Annotated in this window: 17 protein-coding genes; 5 read left to right on the top strand and 12 right to left on the bottom strand. The window is 72.6% G+C overall.

All coding sequences use genetic code 11. The annotated features are described in order from the left end of the window. Positions 1 to 39: 39 nt before the first annotated feature. Positions 40 to 1,131: a site-2 protease family protein gene (locus ACFOWE_RS27880; RefSeq protein ID WP_377293177.1), complete on the bottom strand. Its 1,092-nt coding sequence runs from the start codon at positions 1,129 to 1,131 to the stop codon at positions 40 to 42. Between the two features lie 245 nt (positions 1,132 to 1,376). Here ACFOWE_RS27880 and ACFOWE_RS27875 point away from each other — a divergent pair, with 245 nt between their 5' ends. The 3 genes from ACFOWE_RS27875 to ACFOWE_RS27865 all read left to right on the top strand — a co-directional run bounded on the left by ACFOWE_RS27875 (position 1,377) and on the right by ACFOWE_RS27865 (position 4,535). Then, complete coding sequence (locus ACFOWE_RS27875) at positions 1,377 to 2,246, top strand: RecB family exonuclease (protein WP_377292955.1); 870 nt, start codon at positions 1,377 to 1,379, stop codon at positions 2,244 to 2,246. Between the two features lie 253 nt (positions 2,247 to 2,499). Beyond that, the gene (locus ACFOWE_RS27870) at positions 2,500 to 3,852 is read left to right on the top strand and encodes a sensor histidine kinase (RefSeq protein WP_377292953.1); all 1,353 of its coding nucleotides are present in this window, start codon (positions 2,500 to 2,502) and stop codon (positions 3,850 to 3,852) included. Continuing rightward, complete coding sequence (locus ACFOWE_RS27865; RefSeq protein ID WP_377292951.1) at positions 3,852 to 4,535, top strand: response regulator; 684 nt, start codon at positions 3,852 to 3,854, stop codon at positions 4,533 to 4,535. Before ACFOWE_RS27870 ends, ACFOWE_RS27865 begins: the two co-directional genes overlap by 1 nt. Positions 4,536 to 4,691: 156 nt before the next feature. Here the strand turns inward: ACFOWE_RS27865 and ACFOWE_RS27860 are convergent, their stop codons facing one another. Continuing rightward, positions 4,692 to 5,546, bottom strand: coding sequence for a LysR family transcriptional regulator (locus ACFOWE_RS27860; RefSeq protein ID WP_377292949.1), 855 nt, complete (start codon positions 5,544 to 5,546; stop codon positions 4,692 to 4,694). A gap of 82 nt (positions 5,547 to 5,628) precedes the next feature. Between ACFOWE_RS27860 and ACFOWE_RS27855 the strand changes: the two genes are divergently transcribed. Beyond that, entirely contained in the window at positions 5,629 to 6,447 is an 819-nt protein-coding gene (locus ACFOWE_RS27855) for a GNAT family N-acetyltransferase (RefSeq protein ID WP_377292947.1), read from the top strand. A 129-nt stretch (positions 6,448 to 6,576) separates the two neighbouring features. After that, complete coding sequence (locus tag ACFOWE_RS27850) at positions 6,577 to 8,472, top strand: GGDEF domain-containing protein (RefSeq protein ID WP_377292945.1); 1,896 nt, start codon at positions 6,577 to 6,579, stop codon at positions 8,470 to 8,472. Position 8,473: 1 nt separating this feature from the next. Here ACFOWE_RS27850 and ACFOWE_RS27845 read toward each other — a convergent pair whose 3' ends face one another. The 10 genes from ACFOWE_RS27845 to ACFOWE_RS27800 all read right to left on the bottom strand — a co-directional run bounded on the left by ACFOWE_RS27845 (position 8,474) and on the right by ACFOWE_RS27800 (position 20,714). Continuing rightward, positions 8,474 to 9,643: an ABC transporter ATP-binding protein gene (locus tag ACFOWE_RS27845; protein WP_377292943.1), complete on the bottom strand. Its 1,170-nt coding sequence runs from the start codon at positions 9,641 to 9,643 to the stop codon at positions 8,474 to 8,476. Continuing rightward, positions 9,640 to 10,620, bottom strand: coding sequence for an ABC transporter ATP-binding protein (locus ACFOWE_RS27840; protein ID WP_377292941.1), 981 nt, complete (start codon positions 10,618 to 10,620; stop codon positions 9,640 to 9,642). The genes ACFOWE_RS27845 and ACFOWE_RS27840 overlap by 4 nt, the downstream gene beginning before the upstream one ends. Positions 10,621 to 10,623: 3 nt before the next feature. Further along, on the bottom strand, positions 10,624 to 11,520 hold the full coding sequence (locus tag ACFOWE_RS27835; RefSeq protein ID WP_377292939.1) for an ABC transporter permease: 897 nt from the start codon (positions 11,518 to 11,520) through the stop codon (positions 10,624 to 10,626). 31 nt (positions 11,521 to 11,551) lie between these two features. Further along, a complete protein-coding gene (locus tag ACFOWE_RS27830) occupies positions 11,552 to 12,556 on the bottom strand; it encodes an ABC transporter permease (protein WP_377292937.1) in 1,005 nt (334 codons plus the stop codon). A 4-nt stretch (positions 12,557 to 12,560) separates the two neighbouring features. Beyond that, positions 12,561 to 14,237 (bottom strand): ABC transporter substrate-binding protein, encoded by a 1,677-nt coding sequence (locus ACFOWE_RS27825; protein ID WP_377292935.1) that lies wholly within the window; start codon positions 14,235 to 14,237, stop codon positions 12,561 to 12,563. A 377-nt stretch (positions 14,238 to 14,614) separates the two neighbouring features. Further along, complete coding sequence (locus tag ACFOWE_RS27820) at positions 14,615 to 15,727, bottom strand: ABC transporter ATP-binding protein (RefSeq protein WP_377292933.1); 1,113 nt, start codon at positions 15,725 to 15,727, stop codon at positions 14,615 to 14,617. Next, positions 15,724 to 16,779 carry an ABC transporter ATP-binding protein gene (locus tag ACFOWE_RS27815; protein WP_377292931.1) on the bottom strand — a complete coding sequence of 352 codons (1,056 nt, stop codon included), beginning with the start codon at positions 16,777 to 16,779 and terminating at the stop codon, positions 15,724 to 15,726. The genes ACFOWE_RS27820 and ACFOWE_RS27815 overlap by 4 nt, the downstream gene beginning before the upstream one ends. After that, entirely contained in the window at positions 16,776 to 17,789 is a 1,014-nt protein-coding gene (locus ACFOWE_RS27810) for an ABC transporter permease (protein ID WP_377292929.1), read from the bottom strand. The genes ACFOWE_RS27815 and ACFOWE_RS27810 overlap by 4 nt, the downstream gene beginning before the upstream one ends. 80 nt (positions 17,790 to 17,869) lie before the next feature. Further along, a complete protein-coding gene (locus tag ACFOWE_RS27805) occupies positions 17,870 to 19,642 on the bottom strand; it encodes an ABC transporter substrate-binding protein (RefSeq protein ID WP_377292927.1) in 1,773 nt (590 codons plus the stop codon). A 61-nt stretch (positions 19,643 to 19,703) separates the two neighbouring features. Continuing rightward, positions 19,704 to 20,714, bottom strand: a complete 1,011-nt coding sequence (locus tag ACFOWE_RS27800; RefSeq protein WP_377292925.1) for an ABC transporter permease — start codon at positions 20,712 to 20,714, stop codon at positions 19,704 to 19,706. Positions 20,715 to 20,861 lie beyond the last annotated feature (147 nt).

The following is a 20,861-nucleotide window of genomic DNA, read 5'->3' as shown; positions in this document are numbered from 1 at the left end:
TGAGACGCCCGGGACGCCCGAGGGGTTCGCGTGATCCCGTCAGACGCCGGTGAAGGCCCGGTTCACGTCCGCGGTGGCGAGCACGCCGTAGATCTCCCCGCCGCGCTCGACCAGGAGGTACTCCCCGGCCGGGGCGCCGCGCATGGCGTCGATCAGCGCCTCGCCCGTCAGGTCCGCGGACAGCACCAGCGACGGCTCCAGGCTGCGCGCCAGCGAGCCCGCCGTGACCCAGGGGCGGCGGTTCTCCGGGGTCGACTCGACGGCCACCTCGCTGACGATCCCGGTCGGACTGCCGTCGTGGCCCACCACGACCAGCGCGCCCGCCTGCGCCTCCGCCGCCCGGCGCAGCGCCTCGGCCAGCGGCACGTCGGCGGTGACCGGGACGGCCCGCCTGGCCAGGGAGCGGGCGTTGAGCTGCGGGATGCGGGCCCGCAGCCGGGCGCCCCGCAGCGCCTGGGTGGCGCCGAACCAGATGAAGGAGGCCAGCAGCACCGACCAGACGAGCGTCACCGTGCTCGGCTCCTGCCCGCTCGCCAGCGACAGGCCGACGGCCCAGACGACCAGGGCGACCGCCAGCACCCGGCCCGCCCAGGCCGCGGCGACCGTGCCCGACAGGGGGTTGCGGGTGACCTTCCACACGCCCGCCCGGAGCATGCGCCCGCCGTCCAGCGGCAGGCCCGGCAGGAGGTTGAAGACTCCGACGATCAGATTGGAGACCCACAGCTGCCAGACGAGCACGCCCGGCACGGTGCCGGGCTCCAGGACCTGCTGGAGGGCGAAGCCCGCGCCGCCGAGGCCCAGTGAGAGCAGCGGCCCGGCGAAGGCGATGGCGAACTCCCTGCCGGGGGTCTGCGCCTCGCGCTCGATCTCCGAGACCCCGCCGAGCAGGTAGAGCGTGATGCGCCGGACCGGCAGGCCGTACGCCTTGGCGACCACGCAGTGGGCGAGCTCGTGCAGGAGCACCGACAGGTAGAGCAGCACCGCGAAGGCGAAGGCCACCAGGTAGGCCGCGCCCTCGCCCAGCTGCGGGAGGAAGGACAGGAAGAGCCCCTGGAAGCTGAAGGTGATCAGGGCCGCCACGATGAACCAGGTCGGCGAGACGTAGACCGGGATGCCGAACGGGCGCCCCATCCTCAGGCCCGGGCTGTCGCTGCTCACCGCTGGCTCACCACTCCTGTTCGCGTGCCGCCTTCAGCCCCTGATGCTACGCGGCCGCGGGAGATCCGGCGCTTCCGCGCCGTCCCGCCGCCTCCCCGTGCTCCCCGCACGCCTCCCCGTGCTCCCCGGGCTCCCGCACCGGCTCCGCACCCGTCCCGCATCGTCCCGCGCCACCGCACCGGACGCGAACTGTCGCCGGGGTGGCCTACAGTGCGGACATGTCGCTGACCGAGCCCACGATCATCGGAGCGCTGTCGCCGTCCCGCGCCGGTGACTTCATGACGTGCCCGCTGCTCTACCGGTTCCGGGTGATCGACCAGCTGCCGGAGCCCCCGTCGCCCGCCGCCGTGCGCGGCACGGTGGTCCACTCGGTGCTGGAGCGCCTCTACGACCTGCCCGCCCCGGCGCGCACCGTCGACGCCGCCCTGGACCTGCTGGAGCCGGCGTGGAGCCGGCTGCTGGAGCAGGAGCCGGCCTACGCCGGCATGTTCGCCGGCGAGCAGGAGCAGGCCCGGTGGCTGGAGGAGGCCCGCGCCCTGCTGCGGCGCTACTTCACCCTGGAGGACCCCAGCCGGCTGGAGCCCGCCGAGCGGGAGCTGTACGTCGAGGCGGTGCTCGACAACGGCCTGGTCCTGCGGGGCTACGTCGACCGGCTGGACGTCGCGCCCACCGGTGAGGTCCGCGTGGTCGACTACAAGACCGGGAGCGCGCCGGGGCCCGCCTTCGAGGGCAAGGCGCTGTTCCAGATGAAGTTCTACGCGCTGGTGCTGTGGCGGCTGCACGGCTCGGTGCCCCGGCTGCTCCAGCTGATGTACCTCGGGGGTGGCGGCGAGATCCTCCGCTACGCCCCCGACGAGGCCGACCTGCGGGCCACCGAGCGCAAGGTCCAGGCCCTGTGGGCGGCCATCGAGCGGGCGCTGGACAGCGGGGAGTGGGTCGCCCGCACCAGCCGGCTGTGCGACTGGTGCAACTACAAGGAGTTCTGCCCCGAGTTCGGCGGCACCCCTCCGCCCCTGCCCGCGCGGCAGCCGGGCGACACCGTGCGCAGCACCCGCCGCGCGGTCCGGCCCGCCACCGACGAGATCTGACGCCCGCGGTCCGGCCCGCCACCGACGAGATCTGACGCCCGCGGTCCGGCCCGCCACCGACGAGATCCGACGCCCGCGGTCCGGTCCAGCCCAGGCCCCGCCCGGGTTCCTGCCCGAGCCCGGCGGAGACTCCGGCAGGGCCTGGGCGGGGCCGTCGCACGGTGGTGCCGCCGCGCGGGGTCCTCCGGGGGGATGAGGCGGATCTCACTCTTCAGCAGGGTGGCGGCCGGGACCGGCCCCCTAGATTTGTGGTGTGAGTACCACCCCGGGCAGCCCGCGGCCCCGGCTCCACGAACGTCCCCGGGTCGTGGACGCGGCCGTCGCGGCGTTGCTGGCCGTCGCTGCGGTCGCCTGCGCCCGGCTCACCCTGCCCGTCCCTGCCTGGACACAGGTGCCGGACGGCGCCGGCCTGCTCCCGGCGGTGCTCGGCTGCCTGGCCACGGCGCTGCACCGCTCCCGCCCGTTCCTGACGCTCTGGCTGGTCATCGCCGCCGACCTGGCGCCGGCCCTGCTGGCCGCCGACGCCGGTTCGCCGCTCTGGCTCGTCGTGCTCTGGCTCGTCCACACGATCGCCGCCCGGCGCGGGCTGGCGGTCAGCCTCTGCGCGCTGGCGGTGGCCCTGGCCGGCCGCCTCGCCTCCGCGGCACTGCGGAGCGACCCCGGTGACTGGCCCGCCCACCTGCTCACGGTCGTCCTGACGCTGACGTGCTGGCTGGTGGGCCGGAGCCTGCGGCTGCGCCGCGCCTACCTGGCGGAGCTGCGCGACCGGGTGGCCCGCACCGAGCTCGCCCGGGCGGCCGACACCCGGGCGGCCCGGGCGGAGGAGCGCTCCCGCATCGCCCGCGAACTGCACGACGTGGTCGCCCACCACGTGAGCGTGATGACCGTCCAGGCCGCGGCGGCACGGCGGGTGCTGGGGAGCAACCCCGACGGGGTCCGCGAGGCGCTGTCCGCCATCGAGGAGACCGGCCGGGCCGCGATGGCGGAGATGCGCGGCATCGTGGGCGCGCTGCGGACCGAGGGGGCCCCCGCCGAGCGGGAGCCGCGGCCGGGCCTGGGCTCGGTCCCCGCCCTGGTCGAGCAGATGTGCGAGGCGGGCCTGCGCACGCGGCTGCGGATCGAGGGTCCCGTCCGGACCGGCGGCCCGGACGGGGCCGCCGGAGTCGGCGCCGCGACCGGTGGCGGGGCCGTCGGCGCGGCCGGCGGCGCGGCCGGTGACGCGACCGGTGACGCGACCGGTGGCGGGGCCGGTGACGCGTCCGCCGATGGAGAGCCGGGCGGCGGCCCGGACGGGATCGCGCCGCTCCCGCCGGGGGTGGACCTGGCCGTCTACCGGCTGGTCCAGGAGGCGCTCACCAACTGCCTGCGGCACGCCGGCGAGGGAGCCCGCGCGTGGGTCACCGTACGGCGCGGCCCCGGCGAGCTGACCGTCCGGGTCGAGGACGACGGGCGGGGCCCGGCGGCCGGCCCCGGTCAGGAGCGGGTCGGCCACGGGCTGGTCGGCATCCGCGAGCGCGTCGCCCTCTATGGTGGAGTCCTGCGGATCGGCCCGCGTCCCGGGGGCGGATTCGAGGTGACGGCCCGGTTCCCCCTCAAGGACGTGTGATGACGATCAGAGTGCTGCTGGTGGACGACCAGCCGCTCCTCCGCACCGGTTTCCGCCTCATCCTGGAGGCCGAGCCGGACATCACCGTGGTCGGCGAGGCGGGCGACGGCAAGGTCGCCCAGGAGCAGGCGCGGGCGCTCCTGCCCGACGTGGTGCTGATGGACATCCGGATGCCGGGTGTGGACGGCATCGAGGCGACCCGCAGGATCGTCCGCGAGTCGCCCGGCGGCGCGCACGTGCCGCGGGTGCTGGTACTGACCACCTTCGACCTGGACGAGTACATCGTGGAGGCGCTCCGCGCCGGTGCCAGCGGCTTCCTGCTGAAGGACGTCCCACCGGACGACCTCGTGCAGGCCATCCGAGTGGTCGCCGCGGGGGACGCCATCGTCGCGCCGAGCGTCACCCGGCGGCTGCTGGACAAGTTCGGCTCCCGCCTGCCCTCGGCCCGGCCGCAGTCCGCCCCGGCCCGGCTGGACCGGCTCACCGAGCGGGAGCTGGAGGTGCTGCGGCTGATCGCGCGCGGCATGTCCAACGCGGAGATCGCCGCCGAGCTGGTGGTGAGCGAGACGACGGTCAAGACCCACGTCGGGAACGTGCTCACCAAGCTGGGCCTGCGCGACCGCGTCCAGGCCGTGGTCCTGGCCTACGAGACGGGCTTGATCACGCCGGGCGCCATTCCCTGAGACGGCTTGAGACGGGTCCCCCGGACGGCCCCGGGAGCACGCCGGCGTTCCGGGCGCCCCGCGCGGCGGGCCGCGCACGCCCGGGCACGCCGCCGCCGGGGCACACCGTTGTCCGGGCACGCCGTTGTCCGGGCACGCCGCCCGGGCACGGGTTCCTCACAGCTCCGCGACCAGGCGGGCCAGCACCGGGCGGGTGTCGCCGCGCCGCCAGGCGACGGCGGTGGCGCACCGCTGGTCGGTGGGGAGCGGGACGAAGGCCACCCCGGCCCGGGCGTAGTGCTCGTCGGTGCTCTCCGAGAGCAGGGCGATCCCCCGGCCCGCCGCGACGAGCTCCAGCGTCTCCTCGATCGCGCCGGAGTCCACCTCGCCGGCGACGTCGGCGACCCCGATGGAGGCGGGGTGCCGGAAGGCCCGCCAGATCTCGTCCGGGCTGCGCGGCACCACCCAGACCCGTCCCGCCAGGTCGGCCGGGCCCACCTCCTCCCGCCGGGCCAGCGGGTCGCCGACCGGCACCGCGACGGCTCGCCGGTCGGTGCCGAGCGGCCTGACCTCCAGCACGTCGCCGGTGGTCAGCGGCGGCCACACCACGGCCAGGTCGCTGACCCCGGTCAGCAGCCCGCAGGACGGGTCGTCGAAGTCGAAGCGGCGCAGCCGTACCTGGCGGCCGGAGACGCGGCGCACCTCGTCGAGGAGTCCTGCGGTGAGCGCGCCCGCCGCCTCGCCCATGAAGCCCACGGTGAGCTCCCGCGGGCGCCCGGCCAGCTCCGCCTCCAGCTCGTCGGCGGCGCTGACCAGGCTCGCCGCGTGAGCCAGCACCCGCACGCCCTGCCCGGTCGGGTGCACGCCGTCGCGGTCGCGCACCAGCAGCCGCTCCCCCGCCGCCTCCTCCAGGCGTTTGACGGCGGCGCTCACGGTCGGCTGGCTGACGCCGAGGGCGGTGGCCGCCGCACGGAAGGAACCGGCCCTGGCGACTTCCACGAACGCCCGTACGGCGGGCAGGGTGATGCTCATCCTGCAACGATAGCCATCGCCTATGGACATAGCCGGAAACGATCGGACGCGGCGCGGCACCGGAACGGATGATCGTCACGTGATGATCCGAGAACTGACCACGGACGATCTGGACGCGTGCCTGGAGCTGGCGGAGAGCCGGGGGTGGGGGCGCGAGGAGCGCAAGTGGCGCTTCCTGCTGGAGGTCGGCGAGGGCCACGGGATCGCCGGCCCGGACGGCCGGCTGGTGGCGACGGCCGTCCTGACCCGGTACGGCACGCGCACCGCGGCGGTCAGCATGGTGCTGGTGGCCGAGCGGGCCGGGCGCCGGGGACTGGGCGGCCGCCTGGTCGGGCACCTGGTGGAGCGGGCGGGGGACGCCACGGTCTTCCTGAACGCGACCGCGATGGGCCGTCCGGTGTACGAGCGGCTCGGCTTCCGTACGACGAACGGGGCGGCCATGCACGTGGGCGTCTTCTCCGGCGCGCCCTCCGGCGCCTCGCGCCCGGCCGCGCGCGAGGACCTGAAGGCGCTCGCGGACCTGGACGCGGAGGTCGTGGGCGCCGACCGCTCCGCCCTGCTGGGCAGGTACCTGGACTTCGCCGAGGAGATCCGGGTGATCGACGACGGCCGCGGGATCACCGGCTACGGGGGCAGGTGGCGCAACGCGACCAACACGGTGATCGGTCCGGTGGTCGCGGCGGACCTCTCCGCCGCCCGGGCTCTGGTCGCCGACCTCGCGGCCCGGACGGACGGGCCGGTCCGGCTGGAGGTCGCCGACGACCGCCCGGAGCTGGCGGCGTGGCTGGAGGCCCGCGGGGTGGCCGCCGGGATGCGGACCTCGGACATGGTCCTCGGGGGCGGGCCGCTCCCGGGCGACCGGAGCCGGTTCTTCGCCCCGGTCATGTCGGCCCTGGGCTGAGCGCGGGGCGCGGCGCACCCGTTCCGCACCCGGGACGCCCGCGTCGGCGGGTTCCCTTGGAGGACCTCCCTGCCGTAACGGGTGCTCCGGCGGTCGCGTGACGGCCGTGACGTCTTCTGGACGAGAAGTATGAACCACACCATCTCCTCCTCGGCCGCGCCCGGGGCCGCTCCGCCGCAGGCACCGCCCCGGCGCAGGCCGCCGCTGTGGGCCGGCTGGCTCCTCCTCGGGGCCGCGCTGATCGGCCTGCACTACGCGCTGCCGGCGCTCGGCGCGCCCGGCGGATGGCAGGCGGCGGTGTACTGCCTGATCAGCGGCGGGTCCGCGGTGGCCGTCGGGGCCGGCGTCCGCGTGCACAGACCCCCCTCCGCCCTCCCCTGGTGGCTGGTGGCGGCGAGCCAGGTGATGTTCACCGTCGCCGACGCCTCCTACTACGTGATCACCGCGCTCCGCGGCGACACCGCCTACCCGGCCCTGTCCAACGTCCTCTACCTGCTGCAGTACCCCATCCTGGGACTGGCCCTGGTGCTGTTCATCAGACGGCGCACGCCCGGGGGCGACGGCCCCGCCATGATCGACGCCTCGGTCGTCACGGTCGGCGCCACCCTGCTGTACTGGGTGTTCCTGATCGGCCCCACGATGACCACCCCGGGCATCTCCCCGGCCGACCGGTTCGCCTCGGTGGCCTTCCCGGTGATGGACCTGCTCGTACTGACCGTGGCGGTGCGCCTGGTGTTCGGCGGAGGCGTGCGGAACCGGTCCTACCACCTGCTGTCCGCCGTCCTCGGCCTGGTCCTGCTGGCCGACACCGGGTACGGCCTGCAGTCCCTGACCGGCGAGTACATCCCCGGCGGCTGGCTGGACCTCGGCTGGCTGACGAGCTACCTGCTGCTCGGCGCCTCCGCCCTGCACCCGTCGATGACGCGGCTGGACGAACGGGTGGAGCAGGGACCGCCGGAGCTCGGCCGCACCAGGTTCGTCCTGATGTCGGGCGCGACCCTCATGGCCCCCGCCGTCCTGGTGCTGCAGTACGGCCGGCAGGGCGACCTGGACCTGCTCGTACTGGCCGCCGCCTCGGCCACCCTGTTCCTGCTGGTGCTCGTCCGCATGTCGGGGCTGGTGGCCGCCCAGCGCCGGCTGGCCATGACCGACGCGCTCACCGGGCTGAGCACCCGCCGATCCCTGCAACAGCGGATCCGGCACGAGGCCGCCCGGGCGGTCCGCCGCGGCACCGCCGCGGGGCTCCTGGTCATCGACGTGGACCACTTCAAACGGGTCAACGACACCTACGGGCACCCGGCCGGGGACGAGGTCCTCACCGAGACGGCCCGGCGCATCCGGGCGGCCTGCCGCGCGGAGGACCTCGTCGCCCGCTTCGGCGGTGAGGAGTTCGCGGTCCTGGTCCCGCGGACCACCGCGGACGGCTTGGCGGCGCTCGCCGAACGCATCCGCGCCGCGGTGGCGGCCGGACCCGTGACCGTCGGCGGATCCGTCGCCGTGCCCGTCACCGTCTCCGTGGGCGGCGCGGCCGTGCCCCTGCACGTGCGGACGGTGGAGGAGCTCTTCCAGGCCGCGGACGCGGCCCTGTACGAGGCCAAGCGCGCGGGCCGCGACCGGGTCGTGCTGGGCCCCGCCGAGGTCCCGCCGCCGGACACCGGGGCAGCCGAGCCCGGGCCCGTACGCGGACCCGGGCCCGCATGCGACCCCGCCGCGGAGCCCGCCCCCGGGACGGACGCCGGGACGCAGGAGCAGGTCGCCCGCTGGGCGGCGGCCCTGACCGGCGCCATGGGCGCGGACGGGAACGGACCGGCCTCCCGCCTGCACGTCCAGGGCGTCTGCCTGGCCTGGGCGATGATGCGCACCGGCGTCGGCGGCCGTCCGGTGTGGCCGGTCCGGCAGGCCGCCGAGGAGCTGCGGCGCTGCGGCCGGACCCACCTGGACCCGGTCATCGTCGACGCCTTCCTGGAACTGGTCGCGGCCGGAGCCGACGGGTCCGGAACGGACCGCTTCCGTCCGGTGGCCTGACTCAGCGGCCGCCGGGGCGCCGTTCCCGGTCCCCGCCGAAGGCCGGGATGTCCCCAGAGGACTCAGGGAACTCAGGGAACTCAGGGAAATGGCAGGCCACCCGGTGCCCGGGGACGGTCTCCTCCAGTGGCGGTTCCCGCGTCTCGCAGATCCGCTGCGCCTTCCAGCACCGGGTGCGGAAACGGCAGCCCTGCGGGACGTCCACCGGGGACGGCAGGTCCCCGGCGAGCAGGATCCGCCTGCGGCGCTCCTCCACCTCGGGGTCGGGGATCGGGATGGCCGACATCAGCGCGACCGTGTAGGGGTGCAGCGGTTCGGCGTACAGGTCGTCGGAGGGCGCCTCCTCCACCAGCGTGCCGAGGTACATCACTCCGATGACGTCGCTGACGTGGCGGACGACCGCCAGGTCGTGCGCGATGACGACGTAGGTGAGGCCGAGTTGCTCCTGCAGGTCCTGCAGGAGGTTGACGATCTGCGCCTGGATGGACACGTCCAGGGCGGAGACCGGCTCGTCGGCGACGATCAGGTCGGGGTTCAGGGCGATCGCCCGGGCGATGCCGACGCGCTGGCGCTGGCCTCCGGAGAACTCGTGCGGGTAGCGGCCCGCCGCCCCCGAAGGGAGGCCCACCAGGTCGAGCAGCTCGCGTACCCGGGCGGGCCGGTTCCCGGTGAAACCGTGCGCGTGCAGCGGCTCGGCGAGCACCGACTCCACGCTCTGCCGGGGGTCGAGGCTGGCGAGCGGGTCCTGGAAGACCATCTGCATGCGCCGCCGGAGCCGGCGCAGCGGCTCGCGGCCCAGCGTGGCGACGTCGACGCCGTCGAACGCCACGGTGCCCGCCGTGGGCTCCACCAGGCGGAGCACGGCCTTGCCGAGGGTGCTCTTGCCGCAGCCCGACTCCCCCACCAGGCCGTAGGTCATGCCGCGCCGTACCTCGAGGTCGACGCCGTCGACGGCGCGCACCACGCCGGCGACCCGCTGCCGGAGGACGCCGGAGCGGATCGGGAAGTGGACCTGGAGGCCGCGCACGGACAGCAGCGGCCGGGCGTCCGCGGCGCCGCCGTCCGGATCCGCCGCGGTCCGGAGAGCGCCCGTCCCCGCGGGCCCCTGGGCGGGGGGAGCGCCCGCCGGGTCCTGCGCGGGGGAACCGCCTGCCGCGGGAGCGGGACTCATCGCGGGACCACCTCCGCCTCCAGTGGGTTGAAGCAGCGCAGTGCGTGCGGCACGCCCAGCAGTTCGGGGGTCCCCTCGGTGCACGCGCCGGTCCGGTTCGGGCAGCGGGGGGCGAACGCGCAGCCCTCCGTCCAGGGCACGGTGTCGCGGGGCGAGCCCTGGACGGGCCGCAGCCGGGTGCCGCGCGGCCGGTCGAGGCGGGGCACCGAGGCGAGCAGCCCGCCGGTGTAGGGATGGCGGGGGCGGGCGAACAGGTCGTGGCGGTGCGCCCGCTCCACGATGCGCCCGGCGTACATGACGTGCACGGTGTCGCACATCCCGGCGACCACCCCCAGGTCGTGGGTGATGAGGATGAGCGCGGTGCCCGACTCGGCCACCAGCGTCCGGAGCAGTTCCAGGATCTGCGCCTGGATGGTGACGTCCAGGGCGGTGGTGGGCTCGTCGGCGATGAGCAGCCGGGGCCGGCAGGCCAGCGCGGCGGCGATGAGCGCGCGCTGGCGCATGCCGCCGGAGAGCTGGTGGGGGTACTCCTTCAGCCGCCGGGCCGGGTCCGGGATCCCGACCCGGCGCAGCAGGTCGGCCGCCTCCTCGCGCGCCTCGCCCCGGGCCAGGCCGCGGTGGCGCACCAGCACCTCGGCCACCTGGGTGCCGACGGGCACCACGGGGTTGAGCGAGGTCATCGGGTCCTGGAAGACGACGGCCAGGTCGCGGCCGCGCAGGGTGCGCATCTTGTCGGCGGGCAGGGTGAGCAGCCGGGCGCCGTCGAAGACGACGCTCCCGCCCACCCGCACCCCGCGCCTGGGCAGCAGCCCCATGACGGCCATGGCCGTGGCGGACTTGCCGCAGCCCGACTCGCCCACCAGGCCGACGGTCTCGCCGGGGGCGACGGTGAAGCCGACACCGTCCACGGCGCGCACGTCGGGGCGGCCGCGCCGCCGGAAGACCACGGTCAGGTCCTCGACCTCGAGCAGGCTCACACGTCACCTCCGGTACTTGGGGTCGAGGGCCTCGCGCAGCGACTCGCCCAGCAGGGTGAAGCCGAGCGCCGCGAAGACGATGGCCAGGCCGGGGAAGACCGCCAGCAGCGGTGCGCTGGCCAGGTAGCGCTGGGTGTCGGCGAGCATCCGGCCCCACTCGGGGATGCTCGGGTCGTTGCCGGACAGGCCGAGGAAGGCCAGGCCGGCCGCCTCGACGATGGCGGTGGCCAGGGTGAGGGTGCCCTGCACGATGACCGGGGTCAGCGAGTTGGGCAGGACGTGGCCGAGCACGATCCGCCGGCGCCGCACCCCCACCGCCGTGGCCGCCAGCACGTAGTCGGAGCGGCTCTGGGCCAGCATCTGGCCGCGGAGCAGCCGGGCGAAGATCGGCACGTTCACCACCGCGATGGCGATCATCACCGCATCCAGTCCCGCGCCGAGCATGGCGGCGACGCCGATGGCGAACAGCAGGCCGGGGATGGAGAGCATCATGTCGACCAGGCGCATCACCGCGGTGTCCACCCAGCCGCCGAAGGCCCCGGCGAGCAGGCCGATCAGCGTCCCGCCGGCCAGGCCGAGCAGGAGCGAGACCACCCCGATGACCAGGGACCAGCGGGCCCCCCACAGCACCCGGCTGAACTCGTCGCGGCCCAGGTCGTCCAGGCCGAACCAGTGCTCGGCGGAGGGGCCGGGGATGGAGGTGGGGGTGACCTGCCCGACCGGCTTGTCCGGCGGGTACGGCGCGAGCCAGGGGGCGAGCAGGGCGACCGCGACGAACGCGACGACCAGCACGAAGCCCGCGATCGCGACGGGGTCGCGGCGGAGCCGCCGCCAGGCGTCCCTGCCGAGGCCGCCGGTCGCCTCCTCCACCGCGGCGCCCTCCACCTGGGCCAGGCTCATCGGCTGCTCCCTTCCGGACCGGGCGGGCGGCTCACGCGGCCCTCACCCGCGGGTCGATGAGCCCGTAGGCGACGTCCACCAGCAGGTTGACCAGGACGAAGACCACGGCGGTGAACAGGATGAAGCCCTGCAGCACCGCGTAGTCCCTGGCGGTGATCGAGTCGGCGACGAACTTGCCGAAGCCGGGGAAGGCGAAGACGGTCTCGGTCAGCACCGCGCCGCCGAGCAGCAGCCCGGCCTGCAGGCCGATGACCGTGACGACGGGGAGCAGGGCGTTGCGCAGGACGTGCCGGCCGCGGATCGTCGCAGGCGCCAGGCCCTTGGCCTCCGCGGTGCGCACGTAGTCCTCGTGGAGCACGTCCAGCACCGAGGCCCGGGTGATGCGCACCACGATCGCCAGCGGGATGGTGCCGAGCGCGATCCCGGGCAGGACCAGGTGGGCCAGCGCGTCCCCGAACGCCTCCATGTTCTGCGTCAGCAGGCCGTCCAGCACGTAGAACCCGGTCGGGTGCTCGGCGTCGATCAGCGGGTCCTGCCGCCCGTCGGTGGGGAGCAGGCCCAGCTTCTCTGCGAAGGCGAACTTGAGCATGTAGCCGAGGAAGAAGACCGGGACGGTGATGCCGAACAGCGAGCCGGTGACGGTGAGGTGGTCGAGCCAGGTGCCGTGGCGGCGGGCGGCGAGGTAGCCGAGCGGGACGCCCGCCCCGACCGCGAAGACCAGCGCGGTCAGGGCGAGTTCCACCGTGGCGGGGAAGGTCCTCATCAGCTCCTCGGCGACCGGGCGCTGGGTCCTGCTGGAGACGCCCAGGTCACCGCCGAACACGCCGCCGATCCAGCCGAGGTACTGCTCGTACCAGGGCCGGTCGAGACCGTACAGCCTGCGGACGCGGGCCACGGCCTCGGGCGTGGCCCGCTCGCCCAGCAGGGCCTCCACGGGCCCGCCCGGCAGGGCCCGCACCCACAGGAACAGCAGGACGGACAGGCCCAGCAGGATCGGGACGAGCAGGAGCAGCCTCCTGGCGACGAACGCCGCCATCGCGCTACTTCAGCTCGATCGTGGCGAAGGTGTCGTTGAGCACCGGGCTCGGCACCCAACCGGTCACGTTCGCGGCCGCGGCCGAGAACGAGGGGCTCTGCGCGTACGGCACGCCGGGCACGAAGTCGGCGATCAGCGCGTTCGCCTTCTTGTACAGCTCCTCCCGCGCAGCCTGGTCGGGCTCCTTCTCGGCGTCGCCCAGCACCGTGAAGATCTCCTCGTTCCGGAACGACCACTGGCTGGAGTAGGACTGGAAGAACGTGCCGAGGAAGTTGTCGGGGTCGCCGAAGTCGCCGTTCCAGCCGAGCAGGAAGAGCGGGCAGTCACCGGCCTGGGTGGTGTTGAGGTAGTCGGGGCTCCAGGGCGAGGTCTTCGGGACGACCTTGAAGCCGGCGGCCTCGAGGTCGGCCTTCATCAGCTGGAAGTTGCCGGCCGGGTCGACCATGTAGGCGCGGCTGACGCCGCTGGGATAGCAGAACTCCAGGGTCGGGTCCGCCACGCCGGACTCGGCGATGAGCTGCTTGGCCCTGGCCGTGTCGTAGCCGTACTTGGTGAAGTCCTCGCTGTAGCTCCACAGGCTGTCCGGCATGAACGCGTGGGCGACCTTGGCTCCGGCGCCGTACTTGGTCTTCACCACGTTCTCGCGGTTGATCGCGTGCGCGATCGCCTGGCGGATCTTCTGGTTCTTCATGATCTCGGTCTTCTGGCTGAAGCCGAGGTAGCCCATGTTGAACGGCGCGCGCTCCAGCACCTGCGCCCCGGAGCTCTTCAACGACTCCAGGTCGGCGGGGTCGGCGTAGTCGAAGGCGTGGACCGAGCCGGCGCGCAGCGCCTGCGCCCGGTCGGCGGCCTTCTCGATCGGCCGGAAGATGATCTTTTCGAGCTTGGCCTTCTCGCCCCAGTAGTCGTCGTTGCGGACCAGCTCCAGCTTGTCACCGCGGGTCCAGCTCGCGAACTTGAACGGCCCGGTGCCGATCGGGTGCTGGGTGCCGAAGGTCCCGGTGAACTGCGGCGACTCGGCGGTCCCGCTCACCTCGTCGGCCTTGTGCTCCTTCAGCGCCTTGGGGCTGGCGATGCCGAACGACGAGAGCGTCAGCGCCGAGAGCACGACGGCGGACGGCTCGGTGAGCTTGAGCACGACCGTGCTCTCGCCATCGGCCTCGCACCCGCCGTACAGGCTCTTGCCGAGGGTGTCGGACTCGTTCTTCGCGAACCCGCGGAAGACCGTCACCCAGTAGTAGGAGACGGAGTCCGACTGCGCCAGGCCGGTGAAGTTGTACCAGCGCTCGAAGTTGGCGCAGACGGCCGCGGCGTTCAGCGGCTCACCGTCGTGGAACTTCACGCCCTTGCGGAGCGTGAAGGTGTAGGTCCTGGCGTCCTCGCTGACCTTCCAGCTCTCGGCGAGGCCGGGCGCGACCCCGGTGCCGCCCTGCTCGGTGGCCACGAGCGTCTCGAAGATCTGGTTGGTCACCCGGGACGACTCGCCGTCGCTGTGGAAGGCCGGGTCGAGGATGGCCGGGTCGGCCGAGGAGGCGAAGATGAGGGTCGAGCCCTTCGCCGTCTCCGTCCCGCCGCCCTCCGGTCCCGGATCGTCTCCGCCGCAGGCCGCGGCCGACATGACCAGGGCGGAGCCCGCGATCATCGCCGCCGTCCTGCGCAGGGGCATACCGCCTCGTCGCATGCTGCACCTCATCGCCGCCTCGTCGCCGCCGCGCGGCCGGTTCACGGCCGCGCGCGGACTTCCCAGTGATCGCAGAATCCATGGGAACCGGGCGGCTGACCACCCCCGGGCGAGAGGCTGTGGCGGAAATGTGACAGTCGGCGGTCAAGTGACCGGCGGGACGTTTCATCCGGGTTCCGGGCGTGGAAACCCTCCGCCCCGTCCGGGCCCGGACCTGATGGAGCTCTCCGCTGCGGGTCGCGGCGCGGCTCCGTACGGGAGGGCTCCGGACGCGGGAGCCGACCGGCCGGGGCGGGACCGGCCGGGAAGGGGAACGCCCGCCGGGGCACGGCCCGTGTGAGCCGTGCCCCGGCGGGCGTCCGCCGGGCCGCGGGGCGTCAGCCGGCCGTGCCGCCGGCCGTGCCCTTCGGGTGCAGCAGGCCGCCCCCGTCCCGCGTGTTCTGCGCGAGCTTCGCGGCGGGCGCGCCCGTCACCTTGTCGGCGTTCTCCGGGAAGTGGCAGGCCACCTGGTGACCGGGGGCCAGCTCCACCAGCGGCGGCTCCTCGGTCTTGCAGATCACCTGCGCCTTCCAGCACCGGGTGTGGAAGCGGCAGGCGGGCGGCGGGTTGAGCGGGCTGGGCACGTCGCCCTGCAGGCGGATGCGCTCGCGGTCCTTGCGCCGGGCCGGGTCCGGGATCGGCACCGCGGACATCAGGGCGTTGGTGTACGGGTGCATGGGCGACTCGTACAGGCCCTTCCGGTCCGCCAGCTCGACGATCTTGCCGAGGTACATGACGGCGACGCGGTCGCTGATGTGCCGGATGACCGACAGGTCGTGCGCGACGATGACGTAGGTCAGGTCGAGCTCGTTCTGCAGGTCCTCCAGGAGGTTGACCACCTGGGCCTGGATGGACACGTCCAGGGCGGAGACCGGCTCGTCGGCGATGATCAGCTTGGGCTTGAGCGCGAGCGTGCGGGCGATGCCGATGCGCTGGCGCTGGCCGCCGGAGAACTCGTGCGGGTAGCGGTTGTAGTGCTCGGGGTTGAGCCCGACCAGCTCCAGGAGCTCCTGGACCGCCTTCTTCGTGCCCTGCTCGGTCCGCACGCCCTGGATGCGGAAGGGCGCGCCGACGATCGCGCCGACCGTGTGGCGCGGGTTCAGCGAGGAGTACGGGTCCTGGAAGATCATCTGGAGGTCGCGGCGGAGCGGCCGGATCCTCGACTGCGACATGTGGGTGATGTCGTTGCCCTCGAAGAGGATCCGCCCCTCGGTCGGGTCCATCAGCCGGGTGATCAGCCGGCCGGTGGTGCTCTTGCCGCAGCCGGACTCGCCCACCAGGCCGAGCGTCTCGCCCTTGCGCACGTCGAAGCTGATCCCGTCGACCGCCCTGACCGCGCCGACCTGCTTCTTGAGCAGGCCCTTGGTCACCGGGAAGTGCTTCTTCAGGCCCTGGACGGACAGCAGCGCCTCGGGGTCGGTCAGCACCGCGCCCTTGTCGTCGACAGTCACGCGCTCTCCATCATCGGCTTGATCTCGTTCTCCCAGATGGCCCGCCGCTCGGCCACGGGCATGTGGCAGCGGACCAGATGACCGCCGTCGGACTCGGCGAGCTCGGGCACCACGGTGGTGGCCTTGCCGGCGGTGCGCTCGGAGTACGGGCACCGGGGGTTGAAGGCGCACCCGGACGGCACGTTGATCAGCGAGGGCGGGGTGCCCTTGATCGGCATCAGCCGCTCGGTGGGCTCGCGGTCCAGCCGCGGCATCGATCCCAGTAGACCCCACGTGTAGGGGTGCTCGGGACGGTAGAAGATGTCCTCGGCCGTGCCGTACTCGATGCACTTGCCGCCGTACATCACCAGGATGTCGTCCGACAGCTCGGCGACCACGCCGAGGTCGTGGGTGATGACGATCAGCGCGGAGTTGAACTCGCGCTGCAGGTCCAGCATGAGGTCGAGGATCTGCGCCTGGACCGTCACGTCGAGGGCCGTGGTCGGCTCGTCGGCGATCAGCAGCTCGGGGTCGCACGAGAGCGCCATGGCGATCATGGCGCGCTGGCGCATGCCGCCGGAGAACTCGTGCGGGTAGCTGTCGACGCGCCTGTCGGGCTGCGGGATGCCCACCCGGCCCAGCATGTCGATCGCGTGCTTGCGCGCGACCTTCTTGCTGACCGGGTTGTGGATCCGGTAAGCCTCGATGATCTGGTCGCCGACCGTGTAGAACGGGTGCATCGAGGAGAGCGGATCCTGGAAGATCATCGCCATCTTCTTGCCGCGCAGCGTGCGCACGTGGTCGGGGCTCGCGCCGACGAGCTCCTCGCCGTCCAGCCAGATCTCGCCGGAGATCTTCGCCCGGCCGCCCTTGTGCAGGCCCAGGATGCCGAGGCTGGTCACGCTCTTGCCGGAGCCGGACTCGCCGACGATGCCCAGGGTCTTGCCCCGGTCCAGCTTGAACGACAGGCCGTCGACGGACTTGACCAGGCCGTCCTCGGTCGGGAAGTGGATGCGCAGGTCGCGCAGCTCCAGGAAGGAGCCGGGCGCCTGGGACGTGTGCGCAGTCGTCATGACAGCCTCACCCTCGGGTCGACCACCGCGTACAGAACGTCCACGATGAAGTTGGCCAGCACGATGAAGAACGCCGCGAACATGGTCACGCCCAGCACGACGGGCAGGTCGTTACCGCGGATCGCGTCGATGACCAGCTTGCCGATGCCGGGGATGGAGAAGGTGCTCTCGGTGAGCACCGCGCCGCCCAGCAGCAGGCCGAGGTCGAGGCCGAAGATGGTGAGGATGGGGGTCAGCGTGGCGCGCAGGGCGTGCTTGGTGACCACCGTGCGCTCCTTGAGGCCCTTGGCCCGGGCGGTGCGGATGTAGTCCTCGCCCAGGGTCTCCAGCATGCCCGCCCGGGTGAGCCGGGCGTAGGTCGCGGCGTACAGGAACGCCAGCGTGACCCAGGGCAGCACCAGCGACTGGAACCACATCACCGGGTTCTCGGTGAACGGGGTGTAGCTGCCGCCGCCGGGGAAGATGCCGAGCGTGTAGGCGAACAGGGCGAGCGAGACCAGACCGGTGAAGTAGATGGGCAGCGAGACGCCGGCGAGCGCCACCGTCATGGCCGCCTTGTCCACCACCGTTCCGCGTCTCAGCGCGGAGATGACGCCGATGCTCACGCCGCCGACGACCCAGATGACCGAGGCGCCGATGGCGAGCGAGATGGTCGCGGGGAGCCGGTCGAGCAGGGTCGGCCAGACCGGCTGGTTGTTGTTGAACGAGAAGCCAAAGCAGGGTGCCGGGCACTCGGCCTTGCGCGGGCCGAGGGAGTAGTCCTGGCCCATGACGATGCCCTGCGCGAACCGCCCGTACTGCACGATGAGCGGGTCGTCCAGGTGGAGCCGCTTGACGGCGCCCTGGATCGCCTCGGGGGTGGCATCCCGGCCGACGTAACGCGAGGCCATGCCCTCGGGGGTCTGTCCCAGGGCACGCGGGATGAGGAAGAAGATCGCGAACGTGGCCACGCTGACGATGACGAGCATCAGCATGGCGGCGATCACGCGGCGGACGATGAAAGCGAACACGATCGTTCGGCCGGGGTGCCCGGGAGGATCGCTCCCGGGCACCTTCAGGCCTTCACCTGCCTTTGGCTAGCTGGAGAGGACTACTGCTTGACGCCGAGCCACGTGTAGTCGTACATGCCGTAGGCCGGGTGCACGTACACGTTGGTGAGGCTGGCCGGACGGAAGATCAGAGTCTTCTCGTACACGAACGGCAGGAACGCGGCGGACTCCATGACCTTCTGGTCGACCTGGGCCCAGATCTCGTTGCGGGCCGCGGGGTCGGTGGTCTGGATGCCCTTGTCGAGCAGCTCGTTGACCGTCGGGTCGTTCAGCTCCATCATGTTGTAGTTGCCGGCGGGCTTGATGAAGCGGCCGTCGACGATCTGCGAGAGGAAGCCGAAGCCCGAGGGCCAGTCGGAGCCCCAACCGGCGATCATGAGGCCGAGCTTGTTCTGGTGCACGAAGTCCGGCTTGCCGGCGTACTGCGCGCTCCAGTCACCCGACGGGTACTTCTTGATCGTGGCCTTGATGCCGACCCGGTCGAGCGAGGCCTGCAGGGCCTCGGCGACCTGGACCTCCTTGGTCCGGTCACCGCGGACCGCGATGTTGGTCTCGAAGCCGTTCGGCTGGCCGCACGCCGCCAGGTGCTCCTTGGCCTTGGCCAGGTCGCCCTTCTTGTCGGCGCCGTTCGGGTACAGGTCGAACTGCTTGTAGCCGACGGTGGTCGGGGTCATCCCGGTGGTGGCGATGTCACCGCCGAGCGGGCCGCCCCACGGCGCCTGGGTGGCGACCTTGTCGACGGCGTACTGCACGGCCTTGCGGCAGTCGATGTTGTCGAACGGCGCAACCTTGGTCGACATCATCGCGTAGCGGTTGAAGGGGGTGTACGGGTTGTCCGTGGAGTCCTTCAGCTGCTGGCTGCCGACGATCTTGGCGCGGGCGGCCGGCTGCACACCGGTGCCGCCGAGGTCGACGTGGATCTGGCCGGCCATCAGGCGGTTGTCGATGTCCTCGGCGTTCTGCTTGAACTGCACCTCGATGCGGTCCGGCAGCTGCTTGCGGGTGGTGTCGGTGGCCTGGTCCCAGTTCGGGTTCTTCACGAGGACGAACTGCTTGCCGACCTCGTGGTTCTCGATCTTGTAGGGACCGGTCGAGGCGACGGTCTTCTCGTAGTCGAGACCGGTGTCCTTGGCCTGCGGGACCGGGGCCGACTGCGGGTTCGCGACGAGGAAGTCGAACTCGGCGAACGGCTGCTTGAGCTTGAAGACGACGGTGTGGTCGTCCGGCGTCTCGATGGCCTTGAAGTTGTCGAGGTCCTTGTCCTTGTACGGACCCTTGTAGCCCTCGGCGTCGAGGTACTGGGCGAAGTACTTCGGACCGTCGGTGAGCTCGTCGGTGAAGTTGCTCCGGGCGATGGCGTACTTGACGTCCGCGGCCTTGACCTCGGTGCCGTCGTCGTACTTGATGCCCTTCTTGAGCTTGTAGGTCCAGGTGAGGCCGTCCTCGCTCACGACGCCGGGGCCCTCGGCGAGGTCCGGGACCAGCTCGAGACCGGCCTGGCCCGGCTTGGCGGAGTAGGTCATCAGCGGACGGGCGTACAGGCGGGAGAAGTTCCAGTTCCACGCGTAGTACGTGTTGCCCGGGTCCATCGAGTCCGGCTCGTCGGTCAGGGCGAACTTGAGGGTGCCGCCCTTGGCGTCGGAGGCGTTGACGACCTTGGTGTAGGCGTCGTTGTGCTTGGCCGCGGAGGCGGCGCCCGTGTCGCCGCCACCGGAACCGGTGTTCCCGCCGCCGGCCGAGCCGCCGCAGGCGGCCAGACCCATGGTCAGCGCCGTACCCAGCGCAGCCAGCGCCAGGGCATTGGTCTTCCTCATCGTGGTTGTCCACCCCTTGTCGTGAGTGACGGTGATATAGCGGAACGGCAGCGTGGTCGCGCTACCGCGCGCGCGGGTCGAGGGCGTCCCGAAGCCCGTCGCCCAGGAGGTTGAAGGCCATCACGGTGATGAAGATCGCGAGGCCCGGGACGATCATGAAGTGCGGAGCCGACTGGTAGTAGTCGACCGCACGGGTGAGCATGCCTCCCCAGGAGGCCTGCGGCTCGGCCACACCCACGCCGAGGAACGACAGCGCGGCCTCGAAGAGGATGTTCGTGGGGATGAGCAGCGTGGCGTAGACCAGGATCGGCGCCACCAGGTTCGGGAACATCTCCCGGAAGATGATGTGGCTCCGGCTCGCGCCGAGCGACCGCGCGGCGTCCACGAACTCGCGCTCACGCAGCGAGAGGGTCTGCCCTCGGACGATGCGCGCGATGTAGGGCCAGTTGAAGAACCCGATGATGAACACGATCACCGCGATGCGCAGGGCGTTGCCCTTCAGGCCGAACGCCTGGTCCGGGACGGCGCCGACGATGGCGATCGCGAACAGCAGCAGCGGGAAGGCCAGGAAGATGTCCATCAGGCGGCTGATGATCATGTCGACCCAGCCGCCGAAGAAACCGGCGACGACGCCGAGCAGCGAGCCGATCGCCACCGAGACCACGGTGGCCAGGAAGGCCACCAGCAGCGAGATCTGCGCTCCGGACAGGATGCGGGCGAAGATGTCACGGCCGTTGACCGGCTCCAGGCCGAACGGGTGCTCCAGGCTCATGCCGCCCCAGGCCCCGATCGGGGCGCTGGTCATCGGGTCGATGAGGTCGTTGTTCGGCGTGTTCGGCGAGTCGCCGAAGAGCGCGATGAGCCCGCCGAACGGCCGTTCGGCGAAGATCGCGATCAGCGTGAGGAGAACGACGACGACGGCGCCCGCGATGGCGGCCTTGTCGCGCTTCAGACGCGCCCATGCGATCTGACCGAGCGAACGGCCCTCGATGGCCTTTCCCCCCGCTCCCTGGACCACGGCCTCCGGCTGGGCCTCCATGGCCTGGCCGGAGACATCGAGCGGTGCGGTCATACAGTGGCCCCCTGGGTCCCAGACGACGTTGTCCAACGGACGCGTGTCCCCGATCCGGGGTGTCGCGCCCTGAAGTCTACGGGCCCTTTTGGTGGGCCCGCCCCGCAGAATCTATGGGCTGATCTGCGGTGACTAGTACTTTGGGGG

It is taken from the genome of Planomonospora corallina, assembly GCF_042650625.1.
Classification (GTDB): Bacteria; Actinomycetota; Actinomycetes; order Streptosporangiales; family Streptosporangiaceae; genus Planomonospora_B; species Planomonospora_B corallina.
The sequence above is the reverse complement of the archived record's forward strand: the minus strand, read 5'-3'. Positions and strand labels throughout refer to the sequence as shown.

Bases quoted from the DNA above. Each gene is read 5' to 3' on its own strand.
- ACFOWE_RS27880 (WP_377293177.1), bottom strand. From the start codon at position 1,131: ATGGGGCGCCCGTTCGGCATCCCGGTCTACGTCTCGCCGACCTGGTTC.
- ACFOWE_RS27875 (WP_377292955.1), top strand. From the start codon at position 1,377: ATGTCGCTGACCGAGCCCACGATCATCGGAGCGCTGTCGCCGTCCCGC.
- ACFOWE_RS27865 (WP_377292951.1), top strand. From the start codon at position 3,852: ATGACGATCAGAGTGCTGCTGGTGGACGACCAGCCGCTCCTCCGCACC.
- ACFOWE_RS27860 (WP_377292949.1), bottom strand. From the start codon at position 5,546: ATGAGCATCACCCTGCCCGCCGTACGGGCGTTCGTGGAAGTCGCCAGG.
- ACFOWE_RS27855 (WP_377292947.1), top strand. From the start codon at position 5,629: ATGATCCGAGAACTGACCACGGACGATCTGGACGCGTGCCTGGAGCTG.
- ACFOWE_RS27850 (WP_377292945.1), top strand. From the start codon at position 6,577: ATGAACCACACCATCTCCTCCTCGGCCGCGCCCGGGGCCGCTCCGCCG.
- ACFOWE_RS27845 (WP_377292943.1), bottom strand. From the start codon at position 9,643: ATGAGTCCCGCTCCCGCGGCAGGCGGTTCCCCCGCGCAGGACCCGGCG.
- ACFOWE_RS27835 (WP_377292939.1), bottom strand. From the start codon at position 11,520: ATGAGCCTGGCCCAGGTGGAGGGCGCCGCGGTGGAGGAGGCGACCGGC.
- ACFOWE_RS27830 (WP_377292937.1), bottom strand. From the start codon at position 12,556: ATGGCGGCGTTCGTCGCCAGGAGGCTGCTCCTGCTCGTCCCGATCCTG.
- ACFOWE_RS27825 (WP_377292935.1), bottom strand. From the start codon at position 14,237: ATGCGACGAGGCGGTATGCCCCTGCGCAGGACGGCGGCGATGATCGCG.
- ACFOWE_RS27815 (WP_377292931.1), bottom strand. From the start codon at position 16,779: ATGACGACTGCGCACACGTCCCAGGCGCCCGGCTCCTTCCTGGAGCTG.
- ACFOWE_RS27805 (WP_377292927.1), bottom strand. From the start codon at position 19,642: ATGAGGAAGACCAATGCCCTGGCGCTGGCTGCGCTGGGTACGGCGCTG.
- ACFOWE_RS27800 (WP_377292925.1), bottom strand. From the start codon at position 20,714: ATGACCGCACCGCTCGATGTCTCCGGCCAGGCCATGGAGGCCCAGCCG.